This is a genomic window from Acinetobacter sp. 789_lipA (genome assembly GCF_058242845.1).
Map to the genome: position 1 here is coordinate 1999868 of NZ_JBZAYS010000001.1, position 18417 is coordinate 2018284.

Annotated in this window: 14 protein-coding genes; 11 read left to right on the top strand and 3 right to left on the bottom strand. The window is 41.7% G+C overall.

What is annotated here, in order from left to right; translation table 11 throughout:
* Window positions 1-350 precede the first annotated feature (350 nt).
* The 4 genes from AC4CUZ_RS09770 (at window position 351) to AC4CUZ_RS09785 (ending at window position 4372) form a co-directional block, all read left to right on the top strand.
* Window positions 351-1517, top strand: a complete 1167-nt coding sequence (locus AC4CUZ_RS09770; RefSeq protein ID WP_078388960.1) for an ATP phosphoribosyltransferase regulatory subunit — start codon at window positions 351-353, stop codon at window positions 1515-1517.
* A gap of 69 nt (window positions 1518-1586) precedes the next feature.
* Window positions 1587-2906 carry an adenylosuccinate synthase gene (locus AC4CUZ_RS09775; RefSeq protein ID WP_114836827.1) on the top strand — a complete coding sequence of 440 codons (1320 nt, stop codon included), beginning with the start codon at window positions 1587-1589 and terminating at the stop codon, window positions 2904-2906.
* 200 nt (window positions 2907-3106) lie between these two features.
* Window positions 3107-3412 (top strand): hypothetical protein, encoded by a 306-nt coding sequence (locus AC4CUZ_RS09780; protein ID WP_004696180.1) that lies wholly within the window; start codon window positions 3107-3109, stop codon window positions 3410-3412.
* A gap of 186 nt (window positions 3413-3598) precedes the next feature.
* Window positions 3599-4372, top strand: coding sequence for a M48 family metallopeptidase (locus AC4CUZ_RS09785; RefSeq protein ID WP_004982314.1), 774 nt, complete (start codon window positions 3599-3601; stop codon window positions 4370-4372).
* 125 nt (window positions 4373-4497) lie between these two features.
* Here AC4CUZ_RS09785 and AC4CUZ_RS09790 read toward each other — a convergent pair whose 3' ends face one another.
* Both AC4CUZ_RS09790 and crp read right to left on the bottom strand, forming a co-directional pair.
* A complete protein-coding gene (locus AC4CUZ_RS09790) occupies window positions 4498-5547 on the bottom strand; it encodes an NADP(H)-dependent aldo-keto reductase (protein WP_078388958.1) in 1050 nt (349 codons plus the stop codon).
* A gap of 188 nt (window positions 5548-5735) precedes the next feature.
* Complete coding sequence (crp, locus tag AC4CUZ_RS09795) at window positions 5736-6443, bottom strand: cAMP-activated global transcriptional regulator CRP (RefSeq protein ID WP_004696183.1); 708 nt, start codon at window positions 6441-6443, stop codon at window positions 5736-5738.
* A 147-nt stretch (window positions 6444-6590) separates the two neighbouring features.
* Here crp and AC4CUZ_RS09800 point away from each other — a divergent pair, with 147 nt between their 5' ends.
* The 3 genes from AC4CUZ_RS09800 to AC4CUZ_RS09810 all read left to right on the top strand — a co-directional run bounded on the left by AC4CUZ_RS09800 (window position 6591) and on the right by AC4CUZ_RS09810 (window position 11498).
* Window positions 6591-7013, top strand: coding sequence for an OsmC family protein (locus AC4CUZ_RS09800; RefSeq protein ID WP_004982311.1), 423 nt, complete (start codon window positions 6591-6593; stop codon window positions 7011-7013).
* Window positions 7014-7403: 390 nt separating this feature from the next.
* Window positions 7404-9983: an ATP-dependent chaperone ClpB gene (gene clpB, locus AC4CUZ_RS09805; protein ID WP_114836826.1), complete on the top strand. Its 2580-nt coding sequence runs from the start codon at window positions 7404-7406 to the stop codon at window positions 9981-9983.
* Between the two features lie 228 nt (window positions 9984-10211).
* Window positions 10212-11498 (top strand): DUF945 family protein, encoded by a 1287-nt coding sequence (locus tag AC4CUZ_RS09810; protein ID WP_114836825.1) that lies wholly within the window; start codon window positions 10212-10214, stop codon window positions 11496-11498.
* Between the two features lie 123 nt (window positions 11499-11621).
* On the opposite strand, the gene rlmKL is transcribed toward AC4CUZ_RS09810, so the two are convergent.
* Window positions 11622-13826 (bottom strand): bifunctional 23S rRNA (guanine(2069)-N(7))-methyltransferase RlmK/23S rRNA (guanine(2445)-N(2))-methyltransferase RlmL, encoded by a 2205-nt coding sequence (gene rlmKL / locus AC4CUZ_RS09815; RefSeq protein WP_114836824.1) that lies wholly within the window; start codon window positions 13824-13826, stop codon window positions 11622-11624.
* A gap of 231 nt (window positions 13827-14057) precedes the next feature.
* Between rlmKL and AC4CUZ_RS09820 the strand changes: the two genes are divergently transcribed.
* The 4 genes from AC4CUZ_RS09820 (at window position 14058) to AC4CUZ_RS09835 (ending at window position 18375) form a co-directional block, all read left to right on the top strand.
* On the top strand, window positions 14058-14411 hold the full coding sequence (locus AC4CUZ_RS09820) for a hypothetical protein (RefSeq protein ID WP_490747539.1): 354 nt from the start codon (window positions 14058-14060) through the stop codon (window positions 14409-14411).
* Between the two features lie 286 nt (window positions 14412-14697).
* Window positions 14698-15714: an aspartate carbamoyltransferase catalytic subunit gene (locus AC4CUZ_RS09825; protein ID WP_114836823.1), complete on the top strand. Its 1017-nt coding sequence runs from the start codon at window positions 14698-14700 to the stop codon at window positions 15712-15714.
* Between the two features lie 10 nt (window positions 15715-15724).
* Window positions 15725-16960 (top strand): dihydroorotase, encoded by a 1236-nt coding sequence (locus tag AC4CUZ_RS09830; protein WP_114836822.1) that lies wholly within the window; start codon window positions 15725-15727, stop codon window positions 16958-16960.
* A 110-nt stretch (window positions 16961-17070) separates the two neighbouring features.
* A complete protein-coding gene (locus AC4CUZ_RS09835; protein WP_062032364.1) occupies window positions 17071-18375 on the top strand; it encodes an IS4 family transposase in 1305 nt (434 codons plus the stop codon).
* Window positions 18376-18417 lie beyond the last annotated feature (42 nt).

Sequence of the window (18417 nt, forward strand, 5' to 3'; positions counted from 1 at the left end):
TGAGCTGAAGTATAAAAGAATGTGCCTTTTGTGCAAGCACAGGTATAATTGGAAATAAAATATAAAACAAAGTCTTAAATGAATTTTTCCAATCTGTGCAGAGCACTAGGATGAGTTAATATTATTGATTCTGATACTTAGGCATTGTCTAAAGCCATGTTTTGAATGGCTCGCTCAAAATCGGTAAGAATTTATAAAGTTGTTAACGATGACATCGAAACGATAAATTAAATTTTCCGAAATTGTCTAATGCACAGCACATTGTATCGTGATAGACTAAGAGAAATCGGGTGTGCCCCGATTTTTTTATGCGGATTCGTTCCGCGCAGACAAGATTTTAGGTTTACAACATGCCCATTTCAGAGACATGGTTATTACCTGATGGTGTAGCTGATGTACTACCAGAACAGGCGCAAGTGATTGAAACTTTGCGTCGTCAAGCATTAGATTTCCTCGCAACTCGAGGTTATCAGTTGGTGTACACGCCATTCATTGAATACATCGAATCGTTATCTTCTCTTTCAGAATCGAATCAAGATTTAGACTTAGCCACTTTTAAAGTGATTGATCAGCTTTCTGGTCGTTTACTTGGTGTGCGTGCCGATATGACACCACAAGTGGCTCGTATTGATGCGCATGTACATCCAGTTGAAGGCGTTGCTCGTTATTGCTATGCAGGAACAGTCCTACATACCAAACCACAAGGCTTTAATACCACGCGTACACCTTTGCAGTTAGGTGCTGAGCTATTTGGTTCAGACAGCATTGATGCCGATGTGGAACTGATTGATGTGATGATCAGCCTGCTTGAAAAAACAGGTTTTGCAGACGGTATCCATTTGGATTTAGGCCATGTGGGTTTATTCCGTAGTATGGTGAAAGTTGCGGGTTTAAACAAAGCGACTGAACGTCAACTCTCTGATTTATACCAACGTAAAGCTCTGCCAGAATTGGCTGAATTTACCCAAGATTTAAACTTTGGTGCAGACTTTTATACTTTAGGTCGTTATGCAAGTGACTTAGCTGCCTTGCAAACGCATTTAAGTGCAGAAGTCATTGCCGATGCTGAATTTAAGCACGCTTTTGATGCATTAAAAACTACACAATCTGAGATTCAAGCACGTTGGCCAAATCTTCAGATGGGTATTGATGTGGTTGAGCTACGTTCGTATCACTACCATACGGGCTTAATGTATGCCGTTTATGCACCAAACCGTGCTGCGCCATTGGCACAAGGTGGACGTTATGACGGAATTGGTGAGCACTTTGGGCGTGCACGTCCAGCAACAGGCTTTAGTTGTGACTTATATGCACTTAGTGCAGGTCGTTTTCAGCAAAACAGTCTTGTGGTTGCACCCAAAGGTACTCAAACAGATTTGATCCAAGCGATTGAACACACGCGTGCTCAGGGCATGAGCGTGATTCAACTTTTGGGGCAGGATGATTTAACTACGCTTCCATATGCAACGCACCAGTTGGTGAATGTTGCAGGCCAATGGACTGTAGAACAGATTTAATCACTTCTTCAGGTAAGCTAAAACCTGAGAAGTTCTTCAATTTTAACAGCATGATGCAATGAGGCTATTATGGGCAAGAATGTTGTGGTACTCGGTACCCAATGGGGCGACGAAGGTAAAGGTAAAATCGTCGACCTGCTCACAGATCAAGCGGCTGCGGTCGTTCGTTATCAAGGCGGACATAACGCAGGTCATACACTTGTCGTTGGTGGTAAGAAAACTGTATTACACCTCATTCCATCTGGTATTTTACGTGAAAACGTACTGTGCTTAATTGGTAATGGTGTGGTACTTTCTCCTGCAGCGCTCATCAAAGAGATGGACATTCTTGAAAAAGAAGGCGTACCAGTTAAAGAACGTCTACGTATTTCTCCGAACTGTCCACTGATTTTGCCAAACCATATTGCACTTGACCAAGCGCGTGAAATCAAGCGTGGTAATGCGAAAATTGGTACCACTGGTCGTGGTATTGGCCCTGCGTATGAAGACAAAGTTGCACGCCGTGCAATTCGTGTTGCAGATTTGGTTCGTGGTGGCGAGCATCTTAAAGCTCAGTTAACTGAACTTCTTGAATACCATAACTTCCAATTAACACAATTCTACGGCGTAGAAGCAGTTAAATTAGAAGATGTACTTGCGCTGTGTGATCAATGGCGTGAAGTGGTTGCACCACTTGTGATTGATGTCACTACAGAGCTGCATAATTACCGTAAAAACGGTGACAACATCATGTTTGAAGGTGCTCAAGGTTCACTTCTAGATGTTGACCATGGTACATATCCGTATGTAACGTCTTCAAATACGACTGCTGGTGGCGTAAGCTCAGGTTCTGGTTTGGGGCCATTACATCTTGACTATGTATTGGGTATTACCAAAGCATATACAACACGTGTAGGTGCAGGTCCGTTCCCAACTGAGTTGGTTTATGACGCTGCAAATGACGTAGGTGATGCGATTGGTAAGCACTTAGGGACTGTAGGTTCTGAATTTGGCGCTTCTACAGGTCGTCAACGTCGTTGTGGTTGGTTCGATGCTGAAATCCTTCGTCGTTCTGTAGACGTAAACTCACTTTCAGGTATTTGCTTAACTAAACTTGATGTTCTTGACGGTTTAGAAGAAGTGAAAATCTGCGTAGGTTACGAAGCAGCGGATTCTGGTTGTGTTGGTTCTTCTGATGCGCTTGCATTTGAAACTTTAAAACCAATTTATGAAACAATGCCAGGTTGGTCTGAGTCTACCTTTGGTGCGAAATCAATGGATCAATTGCCACAAGCAGCGATCAACTATGTAAAACGCATTGAACAATTAATCGAATGCCCAATCGATATCATTTCTACAGGTCCAGACCGTGAAGAAACGATTGTTTTACGTCATCCATTTGACGCTTAAGCGATAAAGCATTGAGTAAAAAACCCTGTCTCGTACAGGGTTTTTTATTTGTGCGGTACATCTGTGCATGAGCATTACTGCTGTTGATTTAAGCTACTGAGCTGGAATGATTTTCCCGACTAAAGTTGCATGAATAAGCACGACATAATGTATAAGTGCTTGTTAGAATAAAATGCACAATAAACAGATGAGCAGGCAGGATGCAAAAGAATATCGCGGGAACTATTTTTTACTCACTACTTTTTGCTATGGGTGGTGCGCCAACAATCGCGATGATGATTATTCAAGGGCAAACCACCGATCCAGACGTGATTTATAGTGCGCTCATTGGATTGTCTGTGATTATTGCTTGTATCTTAGTGCCGATCATACTGCTCCAAAATGCATTCCTGTTCGCGAAGCGTAAAAGTGCGACCCTTGAGGAAAAAATTGAACCTTTAAGCCACCTGTATTTGGGTTTAAATATTCTGTGTTTGGTTTATTGGCTTTTGATTCAGTTTATGTAACTAGGTTTAAGGTGGTGTGTAGATATCGCTCTAGCGCGGAAATTTGGCTTATTGTGCTTAATTGTGAAGATATTTTTACATAATTGCTATGATAAAACGTGGTGATGATATTTAACAATTTAAATCTATTCAATATAATTCAGCACATTATGTAAAATGCTTTGAGATGGATGGAGTTAAGCAATAATGAAAAATAAAATATTAATGAGTTTGTGTGCAGCAAGTGTGGTTACAATTTCAGGTTGTGCAACTTTTGCGGAAGTGGCAGGTGCAGACACTGCAACATTAAATGCAGCAGCAACCCAAGGCTTCAACAAAACTGTGAATGAAGCGCGAAGCACAAAGACCTTAGATACCTCATCTACGACCTATAAGCGTATTTATGGTGTATTCAATCGCTTGAAGCCATATGCCGATCAAATGAATCAAACTGGAACGAAATTTGACTGGCAGTTGGCAGTACTTAAGTCAAATCAGGTCAACGCCTATGTTGCACCTGGTGGTAAGGTGGTGTTCTACACAGGTATTGTAGATAAATTGAACCTAACTGATGCTGAAATTGCAGCGGTGATGGGACATGAGATGGTGCATGCTTTAGAAGAGCACTCGAAGAGTAAGGTTGGTGCGCAGGCATTAACGGATTTGGCATTGGGAATTGGTCTAAGTGCAGCAGGTGTAGGTCAAACGGGTTCGGCAGCAGCACAGCTAGGTAGTCAAATTGGTATTGGCTTGCCATACTCACGTAGCCTAGAAAGTCGTGCAGACCAAGGTGGTTTAATGTTGATGGCTAAAGCAGGCTATAACCCTCAAGCCGCAATTAGTCTGTGGGAAAAAATGAATAAGCTCGATGGAGCAGGCGGTTCTTCATTCCTGTCGACGCACCCCTCAAATAGTCAACGTATTGAAGCAATGCGTAAGAACTTAGCCGCTGCTCAAGCGGTTTATAATCAAAGACGTTAATTCGTTTTGAATAAAAAAGGACGCCAAGGCGTCCTTTTTTAATATCAGTTGATGATTTTGAAAATCATCAATTATTTGTGACAGGTGAAGTAGTGCTTCACCTGAACAGCTAATATAAGAAATATCTATGGCGCAGGATTAGGTTGTTGCTGATGAATAGCTTGAATACCCTGTAAAACATCTTCGGATAAATCAATCTCAAAAGCTTGAATATTTTCTTTCAACTGGTCTAAGTTGGTCGCCCCAATAATCGTACTGGTCACAAAAAATTGCTGCTTGATAAAGGCTAAAGCCAGTTGTGTCGGTGTTAAACCATGTCGTTCAGCCAGTTGCGCATACTGTTCTGTTGCCCATTCACTCTCTGGGTTGCTATAACGACTAAAGCGGCTGAAAAGCGTTACTCGAGCATTGGCTGGGCGTGCACCATTGCGGAATTTACCTGTGAGATAGCCAAAAGCGAGTGGGGAATAGGCGAGTAAACCAATGCCTTCATATTTCGCAATTTCCGACATACCAATTTCATAAGTACGGTTCAATAGGCTATATGGGTTTTGCACACTGACAAATTTAGATAGACCAAGCTGTTCTGCAATCTGTAGAAACTTCATAGTGCCCCATGGCGTCTCATTAGATAAGCCAATATAACGAATACGCCCTTTTTGAATCTCTGTTTCTAATGCTTGTAGTGTTTCTTGCAAAGAGGTCACGGTTTGCGTGTTATGGGCTTCACTGTTTTCATAGCCTAATTTTCCGAAAAAGTTGGTTGGGCGCTGTGGCCAGTGTAGCTGATATAAATCAATATAATCGGTCTGTAAACGCTTTAGGTTGCCATCTAGGGCAGAAGAAATATCGGTTGCATTAAAACGAGTCTGTCCATCACGAATATGACTACCACCTTGCGATGGCCCCGCAATTTTAGAGGCTAGAAATAGCTTGTCTCGACCGCCGCGCTGGGCAATCCATTGGCCAATAATACTTTCGGTTGCACCTTGGGTTTCAGGTTTTGGAGGAACAGGGTACATTTCCGCAGTGTCCCAAAAGTTAATGCCTTGCGCCAAAGCATAGTCAAGTTGCTCAAAGGCTTCAGCTTGAGTGTTTTGCTCACCAAAGGTCATGGTGCCGAGACAAATTTCAGGAACCAAAATACCTGTATCGGCTAAGGGTTTAAATTGCATTCAACATTTCCTTTTATGGACTGCATTTTTTCGGTCGAATTAGGTTACACAGTTATGCCCAGTAGGTTAAATCACTATTTTTACAAAGTTTGTCATGATTTTGTCAAAGCAGAAGCAGATTTAAAGACATAAAAAAAAGCAAATCCTAAGATTTGCTTTTGGCTGTATCAGCTACGAAGAAAAACGGCTTATTCTTCGTCTTCATAGTCATCAGCATTCGCTTTTGACTCTTCTAAAGAGGCATCGAAAATTAAGATGGCTTTACCATCAGTTTCGATCATGCCTTGCTCTTCGAGTGTTTTTAAAACACGACCAACCATTTCACGTGAACAACCGACAATACGTCCAATCTCTTGACGCGTAATACGAATTTGGCGGCCATTTGGTAAAATCATCGCTTCAGGTTGCGAAGATAGGTCGATTAGGCAACGTGCAATACGACCTGAAACATCGATAAATGCAAGGTCAGTCACTTTGCGAGTGGTATTTTTTAGACGGCGTACCAGCTGTGCAAATACTGCATAGCTCAGGTCAGGGTATTGTTTGCTGAGCTCATGGAAGTTTTCATAAGTCACTTCAGCAATTTCGCAGACATCACGGGTACGCACTTCTGCAGTACGTTGTGAGTTTGCTTCGAATAGACCCATTTCCCCAAAAAAATCACCCGCATTTAAATAAGCGACTACGATTTCACGTTCATCGTCTTCACGCAGAATAATGGAGACCGAACCTTTTAAAATCAAATATAAAGATTTAGATTCTGAGCCTGCATCTACGATGGTTGTACGCTTAGGATAACGATTAATATATGCGCGTTTTAATAATGCTTTGACTGACTCGGGGAGTTGACCTGGAGACAGCGCATCAGTGCTTAATTGTGAAAAGCTTGAAGTCATGCTAACGGTTCCGAAAATGGATAAAATATAGATCGCACAGACCTAGGGTGAACTTGTCACACAGTCAGAGCTGAAATTCCTTATCAACTCAATTTATGTTAGTGTACAGTCACTTCGTCAATCTATAGCTTTTTTTAGGTACTTGCAATGCAAACAACTGTTCATTGGTTAGAGAATGTTGCTTTCGAAGCAAAAACTCAAAGTGGTCACAGTGTTATCATGGATGGATCGCCAGAATATGGTGGTGAAAACCGTGGTCCAAGACCAATGGAATTGATCCTGACAGGACTGGGTGGTTGTGCCTCTTTTGACATCGTGACCATACTTAAAAAATCACGCCAAGAAATTACCGATGTACGCTGTGAACTCAAGGCAGAGCGGGCAGATAGCATCCCTGCAGTGTTCACAAAAATCCACTTACATTTCGTGATTACGGGTCATGCGGTGAAGGAAAAACAAGTCGCAAAAGCTGTGGAATTATCGGCAGAAAAGTACTGTTCTGCGAGCAAAATGTTGATGGATGGTGGGGTTGAAATCACCCATGATTTTGAGATTATTGAAGCAAATTAAACGCTGACTTTTAAGTCATTTGAGGCTGATCTGGTGATCGGCCTTTTTCATGCTTCACGCTTTTGTTTTGATTCCGTAAACTGGGACACAATTCATCACACGAATAAATAGAAAAATGCGTTGCTTGTTTGATTAATAATTGATCAAATGATTTTGGTTGTCACTGATTGATAGGTCGTCGTGGTCTTTAATACATAAATAATCTAGGTTGGCGCTTGAAAATAAGAGGGAGAAGACCCATATTATAACCCAGTCTTATGAGTTTATTATTAAGATAAACTAATGAAAAATAAGTTAAAATGTAGAAAAATTAATTAAATTTGAATTGAATTTTGAGCAATTGTTCCCATATATCCATCAAGTTCGAAATTTATTGTGAGGAAAACAAGAATGCGATTTGAAAAATTCACAAACCGCTTACAGCAAGCTCTCTCAGATGCTCAATCACTTGCAGTGGGGAAAGACCATACCGCAATTGAAGGTATTCATATCTTATCAACATTGTTAGATGAAACCTCCAATCTGAGTTTGTTGCAACAAGCGGGTGCCAATTTACCTGCTTTACAAAGCAAATTAAAACAAGCGCTAGCTGATGCACCAACACTGACAAATCCTACAGGGGACGTCAACTTAAGTTCAGAGGCAGTCAAAGCACTGAATTTGGCAGATAGCTTCGCGCAAAAAGCAGGCGATGAGTTTTTGTCTACCGATTGGGTGATGCAAGCCTTGACCGAAGTGGGGGCAACTAAAACGCTACTCAACAGTGTGGGCGTACAAGCAGACAGCTTACGCAAAGTCATTTTAAAAATTCGAGGTGATGAGAAAGTCATGAGCAACAATCATGAAGATCAACGTGATTCTCTGAATAAATACACCATTGATTTAACTGAACGCGCACTTGCAGGTAAGTTAGATCCTGTGATTGGGCGTGATGACGAGATTCGTCGTACCATTCAAGTTTTGTCGCGTCGTACCAAAAATAACCCAGTGTTGATTGGTGAACCCGGGGTGGGTAAAACAGCCATTGTTGAGGGCTTAGCACAGCGGATTATTAACCGTGAAGTGCCTGAAAGCTTACAAGGTAAACGTGTTTTATCCTTAGATTTGGGTTCATTGCTTGCAGGTGCCAAATACCGCGGCGAGTTTGAAGAGCGCTTAAAAGCAGTACTGAAAGATTTGTCTAAACAAGATGGTGAAGTCATTTTGTTTATTGATGAATTACATACATTGGTGGGCGCAGGTAAAGGCGATGGTGCAATGGATGCAGGTAATATGTTGAAACCTGCTCTGGCACGTGGTGAGTTACGCTGTGTTGGTGCAACCACATTAGATGAATATCGTCAGTACATTGAGAAAGATGCTGCGCTAGAGCGTCGCTTCCAAAAAGTGTTGGTCGATGAGCCAAGTGTGGAAGACACCATTGCGATTTTACGTGGTTTGAAAGAGCGCTATGAAGTGCACCATGGTGTGAAAATTTTAGACTCTGCCATCATTGCAGCAGCGAAAATGTCACATCGTTATATCACCGACCGTCAATTGCCTGATAAAGCGATTGATTTGATTGATGAAGCGGCTTCTCGTATTAAAATGGAGCTGGACTCTAAGCCAGAAGCTTTGGATAAACTTGAACGTCGTTTGATTCAATTGAAACTGCAACTTGAAGCAGTGAAAAAAGATGAAGATGCAGGTAGTCGTGCGGAAGTTGCTCATCTTGAAAAGCAAATCAGTGAAGTTCAACGCGAATACAATGATCTAGAAGAAGTTTGGAAAGCTGAAAAAACCTTAGTTGAAGGTACCAAACAAGTTCAAGCTGAATTGGATCAGGCGCGTATTGCGCTGCAAAAAGCACAGCGTGAAAATGACTTGGGCGAAATGTCGCGTCTTCAGTATGGTGTGATTCCAGAGCTGGAAAAGCGTCTCAATGAAGAAGAAGTCGTTGAGGAAAAAGAAGAGCCAAAACTACTGCGTAACAAAGTCACTGACAATGAAATTGCAGAAGTCGTTAGTGCTGCTACGGGTATTCCAGTGGCCAAAATGATGCAAGGTGAACGTGAGAAACTTCTCCATATGGAAGAGTTCTTACATAACCGTGTCGTTGGGCAGGATGATGCTGTGGTTGCAGTATCCAATGCGGTTCGCCGTTCGCGTGCTGGCTTATCTGATCCGAACCGACCGAGCGGCTCGTTCTTATTTTTAGGCCCAACTGGTGTTGGTAAAACAGAGTTGACCAAAGCACTGGCAAACTTCTTGTTTGATAGTGACGATGCCATGATTCGTATCGACATGTCCGAGTTTATGGAAAAACACTCTGTCAGCCGTTTGGTGGGTGCGCCTCCTGGTTATGTCGGCTATGAAGAAGGTGGTGTGCTAACCGAAGCTGTACGCCGTAAACCGTATAGTGTCGTGCTGTTCGATGAAGTGGAAAAAGCACACCCCGATGTGTTTAACATCTTGCTCCAAGTGTTGGATGATGGTCGCTTAACGGATTCGCAAGGTCGCGTGGTTGACTTTAAAAATACCGTGATTGTCATGACATCGAACTTAGGTTCGAGTGATGTGCGTGAGTTGGGTGATAATCCTTTGGATGAAGAAGTGCGAGCTGTGGTGATGAATGCCGTGACGCAACATTTCCGTCCAGAATTTATCAACCGTATTGATGAATTAGTGGTCTTCCATTCACTCAAAAAAGCACAAATTCGTGGTATTGCCGATATCCAATTGGATCGTTTACGTGATCGTTTGGTTGAAAAAGATATGCGCTTAACGGTGGATGATCAAGCCTTTGACTTATTGATTGACGCTGGTTTTGACCCTGTATACGGTGCACGCCCATTGAAACGTGCCATCCAACAACAGGTTGAAAACAACTTAGCTCAAAAAATATTGTCTGGTTACTATGTGGCTGGAGACAATATTATGATCACTGCACAAGATGGTCAGTTGAGCTTTGACAAAGTGAAAATGAGTTAATCGTGTAAATGGTTCATTGAAACTAAAAAACCCAGCTTCGGCTGGGTTTTTTATTGCGGGATAGAAATGTTAAAAGCTGACATTTTTAAGCCAAAATGTGACGTAAGTTTTCACATTTATGTGATGGGTATGGCATCTAAGTGATTTATTTGCAAAACAATTATCTTTATTTAAAGATTCTCTTTATAATTTATTTTAATAAAAAACAAACAACTTGAGATAGAAGAAATGACTCAATTGAAGTGGGGTATTGGAGGCGTACTTACGCTTGCTGTGGTCGCAGTAGGGGGGAATCTTTATGCGGATAAAAGCTTGAAGGCTTATTATCAACACAGCACCAAACAATCGAATGATTTAAAGTTGCAATATCAACAATTTCAAATGGGGGCTTTAAATGGCAGTGCGAACTGGACCGCTGAATTAGTCCTAGACCCATGTAAACCGAAAGAAGTGATCCAATTGAAGGGGCAGGATCATATTCAACGGAGTTGGAATGGATATGCGATTCGTTCAGATATTAATATTACGCAAGCACCCGGCGCACTTCAATCTTTGTTGAAGGAACCACTTAAAGTACAAAGCAAAGTGAATTGGTTGGGTACTTTGAATAGTACCTTGACTACGCCAGTGATTACCCGCAATGAAGCTCAACTCCAGTCTAGATTAGACCCGATGACATTAAAGTTTCGTGCAAAACCAATCGAACAACAGTTAAAGATACTGGATTTACAGCTTGAAATTCCGAATTTAACAGTCACCGATCCAAATATACATTTGCAAATGGTGGGGTTAAAACTAGAAAGCAACCAAGGGCTCAATGGTGAATATCTTGAGGCGGGTGAAACCAAAATTAAGATGGATCTGCTGAAAATGTCAGATCGAAATATCAATAAACCCATCAATGCTGAACTGAAGAATTTTAGTATAGAAACGCAAAGTGAACTGACAGATCGAGTTGTAAACACTGAAATGTTATTGCGTCTAGATGAAATGAAAATGCCTTCAGCACCCGCAGTCCAAAACGTACAGTTTAATTTTAATGTGCTCGATGTAAACCGACAAAAATTACAGATGCTGTTTGATATTGTGGCGAAAAGTGAAAACAGTTGTTTGGCAAAAGAGGCCGTGGAAAAAGATATGGAGCCTGCTTTATTGGCAGTGATCAATGAAGGTTTCCGTTTTGAATCCAAAGAGAACCAATTTGCTATCGGGGAAGGGGTTGCACAAGCGAGTGTGACGGGGCGTATTATGCCGAGTCATCAATCGACGCTGATGGGTATGGTGAAAATGATGCCGAGTTTAATGGAATACAGAGCAGATATTCAGTTTGATAAAAATATGATCTCGCGCATCATGAATAATTATCTGCAAAAAGGAGGCATCAGCATGTCTGATCAAGAGATCGAAAGCATGCTTTCGACGATGCAGAGTTCAGGGCAGGTGAAACGTGAAGGGAATGTCATGAAAATGTCAGTTGATTACAAATATGGGCAAACCAATTTCCTGACTGAATAATGTAAAAGATGATGATCTAACATAATAAAAGGGACGTATTTCGTCCCTTTTTTATATCTGAACATTGTCTAATACATAATTTAGTGAAGATGAAAGACCTGCGTGTACTTCATCTTCAGTACATTAGTTTTTTGGATGGGTAATTTTCCACGCACGGTGGATTTTTTGATTGCGCTTGAAGTCAGGCCCAATAGTTTCATTGGTAATTTCTTCAACATCAAAGAACGCCAAAATTTCTTCGTCCATTTCAAAACCACGGTAGTTGTTCGAGAAGTACAAGGTACCATCCGTGGTTAAACGGTTCATCGCACGTTTAAGCAATGATAAATGGTCGCGTTGTACATCAAAGGTACCGTAGAATTTCTTCGAGTTTGAGAAGGTTGGAGGGTCAATAAAGATCAGCTCATACTGTTCATGACCTTCTTTTAACCACTCAAAACAGTCGCTGGCAAAGAACTGATGTTGTTCATCGGCATGATCGACTGTTAAGCCGTTCAAGACGAAGTTCTCTTTAGACCAGTTCAAATATGTATTTGAAAGATCGACGCTGGTGGTACTTGCCGCACCGCCTAAAGCTGCATGTAAGCTGGCTGTAGATGTATAGCTATACAGGTTCAAGAAGTGCTTACCACGCGCTTCTTGTGCAATGCGTAAACGCATTTGACGGTGGTCTAAGAACAAGCCGGTATCTAAGTAATCGGTTAGATTGACTAAAATTTTCGCTTTGCCTTCCTGCACGATAAAACGCTTAGAAGCAGTACTTTGCTTGGTATATTGAGTTTTACCTTCTTGGCGAGCACGCGTTTTGATAAAGATTGCGTCACGACCAAGACCAGTTACTGCACGAATTGCCTGTAAAGCAAGGTTGAAACGTTTCTTGGCTTTTTCAGGATCGATTGTTTTCGGTGGCGCATATTCTTGTACATGTAAACGTTCGCCATACAAATCAACCGCGACATTAAAGTCAGGGAGGTCAGCATCATATAGACGTAAACAGTGAATGCTTTCTTTCACAGCCCATTTCTTTAAGGTCTGCATGTTCTTTTGTAAACGGTTAGCAAAGTCTTCAGCGCCTTCAATTGCTTCAAACTGTTGCGGCTGCCATGTTTCCAAGAACGGCTTAATCACTGCAACTGGCTTAACTGAACCTGAACGTACGTAAATTGGGAGTTTACCATTCATCAAACGCATGGTTTGTGGGTCATTCAGCGCCAATACATCGGCTTGCTCGACGGCTGCGGCGATAACGGCTGCGGTTTGATTTGGGAAGTTCTTTTGCAGTAATGCGGACAAGCCTAAATATAAAGCACGGTTTGAGGCTTTATCACCTAAACGCTCACCATAAGGTGGGTTAGTCACAATAAAGGCTGTTTTGCCTTCGGCTTCAAAGTTTGGCCAGTCTGCTAAAGTCCGTTCTTCGATTTGGATCTGGTCTAGTAGGCGCTCAAAACCCGCAGCAATAATGTTTTGCTTAGTGGCTTTTACTGCTTCCCAGTCTGCATCGAAAGCATAGAACTTTGGTAAAGGTTGCTCTAACGCTGCTTGATGACGATCGGCTGCTTCCGCTTTAATGCTCATCCACAGATCATGGTCATGGCCATTCCAGCCATTGAAACCGAAACGACGAACTAAACCAGGTGCGCGGTCAGTCAGCATCATCAATGCTTCAATAATGAACGTCCCTGAACCACACATTGGGTCAAGGAAAATATCGGGTCTTTTTGCAAGAAGCTTGGCTTTTTGTAAAATCGCAGCGGCTAAGTTTTCTTTAATAGGGGCATCGGTCATATAACGACGGTAGCCACGTTTATGCAATGAATCACCAGATAAGTCTAAACAGTAGGTGTGTTCAGTTTTGCCTGCGAGTGCATAAATGGTAATTTCAGGTTGCTTAATATCAATACTTGGGCGCTTACCCACAGCTTCCATGAATGAATCGACGATACCGTCTTTCACACGTAAAGTTGCAAACTGGCTGTTCACCTTAATTTCACGTTCAATATGTAAACGAACGGCGAAGGTGCTTTGTGGTGCAAAAATCAGTGACCAATCAAAGTTCATTGCACCTTCGTAGAGCTCTTCAGCAACATCACGTGCGTCATGGCTAAATTCCAGCTCATGGACATGAATTGGTGTGAGTACACGCGACGCAAGACGCGACCACATACAAATGCGATAGGCATGTTCCAGTGTACCTTTGAAAACTAAACGCCCAGGAAAACGTTCAATGTTTTGAACACCTAAACCTTCTAATTCTTCTTGGAGTAAGGTTTCTAAGCCATCGGCACACGTAACCCAATAGCTGCTTAAACGCGAAGCGGTTTTCATAAATTTGAGAGACCAAAATAAAACAAAATAAACTCGCTAAAGTTTAACGTATTTTGCCTCTGAATGGTTTTTTAAATATGCCTCTACTCAGCGGAAATATCAAAATAAATGAATCACCATGTGAACAATAACGTTTTTGGTACGTATTTTGCTAATTCCTTGCAAGTTTAATTTGCTGACTGATTTCTGATAGATCGTTAGTAAATATTTTTCACTTGAAAGGGGATGAATATGTCGACCAAGTTAGATCGCGGTGTTGTAAGTCATGCTGATGCTTTTTCAATTGCAACTTTACTTTATGCACGTCTGCGCCGTGTATCGGGGCGTGTAATTGATGTGATGTATTTGGTGGAAAATCCAAGTTATGCACGTCAAATGGCAGAGCTTGCTTTAAGTACGGAAGATGCTGAACTGATTCGATTGGTGAGTCGTTTAGACAGTGTCATGGATGTTTTTAACTATGAAGAAACCGCCGTGATTGAAAAACCTAAACAGGTCGACACGACACGACATGAGTTGGAAGCCACTGAAGAAGAAATCTACCGTGCCCAGGTGTCACATTACTATATTGGCGCTTTACGATAAGAATCGCTGAAGTTGGATCGCTCTCGCAAGAGAGCTTTTTTAAATGTCCGCTTGGGATAAATGAGATAAGAAACTCTATAGAATTGATATTTATAGCAATTTGATGAACTCTGAATTTAGCTAATTTAGCCTTTGATGGTTTAATTTAACTGGTTGAAATAATAGATAAGAATTTCATAATCTTAGTTTTGAAGCCGATGATAATTAAGGCAATTGTTTTAAACTGAGGTCCAAATCAAAAAGAAAATCTGTATAATGCGTTAACTTAACGTACAAGGAATCTCTCATGCACTTGGCAGCATTGCATACTCCGAGTCAGATTCAACTCAACCAAGATGGTCATCTCAAACACTTCCTCACCATCGAAGGTCTTTCTAAAGAAACTCTTACAAAAATATTGGACACCGCGCAGTCCTTTTTTAATGACCAAAATCAGCTGATTACCAACAACCTCTTAGAAGGTCGAACGGTAATGAACCTTTTCTTTGAAAACTCAACCCGTACTCGTACCACTTTTGAAGCAGCGGCAAAACGTCTTTCTGCAAATGTATTAAATATTGATATCGCACGTTCAAGTACTTCCAAAGGGGAGACGCTCAGAGACACTTTGTGGAACTTAGAAGCGATGGCTGCGGATATTTTTGTGGTACGCCATTCTTCGTCGGGTGCGGCACATTTTATTGCCCAAACCGTTTGTCCGCATGTTGCAATTATCAATGCAGGTGATGGCCGTCATGCACATCCAACACAAGCTATGTTGGACATGCTGACCATTCGCCGTGAAACCAAAAAGAAATTTGAAGATATTTCGATTGCCATTATTGGTGATATTAAACACTCACGCGTGGCGCGTTCAGATGTTGCTGCATTACAAACACTGGGATGTAAAGACATTCGTGTAATTGCACCGAACACGCTATTGCCATACGGCTTTGATGAATATGGCGAAGGCGTACGTCTATTTAATAACATGGAAGAAGGGATCCGAGACTGCGACGTGATTATTACCTTACGCATTCAAAATGAACGCATTGATTCGCCCGCGCTGTCATCTCAAGCTGAATTCTACAAAATGTACGGTTTAAACAAAGAACGTCTTGCGATGGCAAAACCTGATTGCATCGTTATGCATCCGGGGCCTATGAACCGTGGTGTAGAGATTGATTCCAGTATTGCCGATGGTCCGCAGTCTGTGATTTTAAATCAGGTGACCAACGGGATTGCTGTACGTATGGCAGTTTTGGCGCTTGCAATGCAAGGTCAACTGCAAGAGCAAGGTTTGTTAGACGCGATTGCGGTATAAGGAATAAGTCATGACTGTTGTAAAAATTGAAAATGTACGTGTTCTTGACCCAATTCATCAAACAGATGTGGTTCAAACGGTGTATATCGAAAATGGCAAGTTGGTTGCTGAAACAGCCAATGTCACTGAAACAATCGATGGTCAAGGCAAGTGGTTGATACCAACGATGGTGGACTTATGTGCACGCCTACGTGAGCCAGGTCAGCAGCAGCACGGGACATTAAAATCAGAAGGTCGCGCTGCGCGTGGAAATGGTATTTTGCATGTGTTTACACCGCCAGACTCAAAACCGATTGTGCAAGACAATGGTGCTTTGATTCATGGTCTGATGGAAAAAGCGATGCTGGATGGCGGTATTTATCTTGAAGTGATTGGTGCTCAAACCCAAGGCTTACAAGGTAAGCAACCTGCAAATATGGCGGGTCTTAAAAAGGGCGGTTGTAAAGCAGTTTCAAATGCCAATGCGCCTTTTGCAGATGACGATGTGGTGCTGCGCACTTTAGAATACGCAGCAGGCCTTGGTATGACGGTGGTGTTTTATGCCGAAGAACCGCAAATTGCCAAAGATGGCTGTGTCCATGAGGGCTTTGTGGCATCGCGTCAGGGCTTACCGACCATCCCAGCGATTGCTGAAACCATTGCCATTGCTAAGTATTTGCTAATGATTGAAGCGACGGGTGTTCGTGCTCACTTTGGCTTATTGTCTACAGGCGCTTCTGTCGATTTGATCAAAATTGCCAAAGATAAAGGCCTGCCAGTCACATGTGATGTGGCGATGCATCAGCTGCATTTAACAGATCAGCTGATTGATGGCTTTAACTCACTTGCACACGTCCGTCCTCCGTTACGTGCTGAGTCGGATAAAGAGCTCCTTCGCCAAGGTGTGAAAAGTGGAGTGATCGATGCGATTTGTACGCATCATGAACCGCTGAGCAGCTCTGCAAAGCTTGCACCATTTGCTGAAACACAGCCAGGTATTACCGCTTTTGATACCTATGTAACTTTCGGTGTGCAATTGGTGCGTGAAGGTTTATTTAGCCCTTTGGAATGGGTCGAAAAAGTCACGATTGCACCAGCCACGGTAGCCAATATGCTTGAACGTTGGTCTGCTGAAGCTGGTTGGGTGTTGGTTGATCCTGAGTTAGACTGGATTGTGAATAAAGACAATATTTTGTCGCAAGGTAAAAATACGCCTTTGATCAATCAAGTGGTGAAAGGAAAAGTTCTAAAAACTTTTGCAGCTTAAATATTGCCTTAAACGTGGATTAAAAAGTCAGCTTCGGCTTAATGCCAGTCAGTTAAGCAAAAAAAGTTAAAATGCTGTAAAAAGAGCGTATGTAAATACGCTCTTTTTTTATGAATTTATCTCAGAATCTAGATTTAACATTAAAACAAACCTTACCTTCACTTTCACAATTCAGTGAATTGATTGATTTAAACTGGATTGAAGATTGCTTAGACCAAACAGGTAAAGCATCAATTCGAAAAAGAAAACTGCCTGCTGAACATGTTGTTTGGCTGGTAATCGGACTTGCTCTATTTCGAAATCAACCGATTTGGTATGTGGTTCAACAATTGCAACTTGTTTTCGGTACGGCAGAATACTGTGTACCGAGTGCATCCGTACAAGCAAGACAACGCTTAGGCTTAGAACCCATGAGTGCTTTATTTTCGACATTAAGTCAGGCATGGTTTAAAGACTCACAACAACAATATAGCAACTTTCACGGTCTATGCGTTTGTGCTGTAGATGGTGTGGTTTGGTCTATGCCTCATACAGAAGAAAACTTTAAGCACTTTGGTTCATCCAAAGGCAAAACAGCAGCTGCACCTTACCCACAAGTTAGAGCGACTTGCCTGGTGAATACCAATACCCATGAAATGATTGATGCCCAAATGGGCAGTATGGATCAAGGTGAATTAACCTTAGCCAGTCAATTAAAAGCACCAGTTCGCAGTATTACCCTATTTGATCGTGCTTACTTCTCTGCTGATTTTTTAGTGAGCTGGCAATCTCAGGCAGAAGAGAGTCATTGGTTGATGCGAGCAAAGGACAACCTGCGTTATGAAGTGATTCATCATAATGCGGCCCATGACTTTCAGATCAAAATGCCTGTTTCAGCAAGAGCAAAAAAGATAAATCCGTCATTGGGTGACTATTGGGAAGCACGTTTAATTGAAGTTGAATATGCAGGAAAAATAAGACGTTACATTACATCATTAACAGATTCTAAAGTTTATCCATTCAAAGACCTTGCAATGCTTTATATCCAGCGTTGGGAAATAGAAATGTGTTATCGGGAAATTAAAAGTGATTTACAGGATGCAAGGATTTTAAGAAGCAAACAACCTGATTTGGTCTATCAAGAATTGTGGGGGGTATTTATTGCATATAATATCTTAAGAAGACAGATGAGGTTTATCGCTGAACATGCAAAGGTGAGTCCTTTAAGGATCAGTTTCCATGTTGCATCTATGAGTATTATCAATATCTTAAGGCACACACCTTTAGAATCAGCAGGAAACCTACCCAAACATTTAGCGCAATTATTTGAACAATCTAAAATATTTGTATTACCTGAAAAAAGGCAAAGGCAATGTCCGCGAGTAGTGAAAATTAAAGCACAAAAATATCCAAGAAAATGCCAGTCAATTTCTTAACTGACTGGCATTACAGCTTCGGCTGGCTTTTTTATTGGGCCT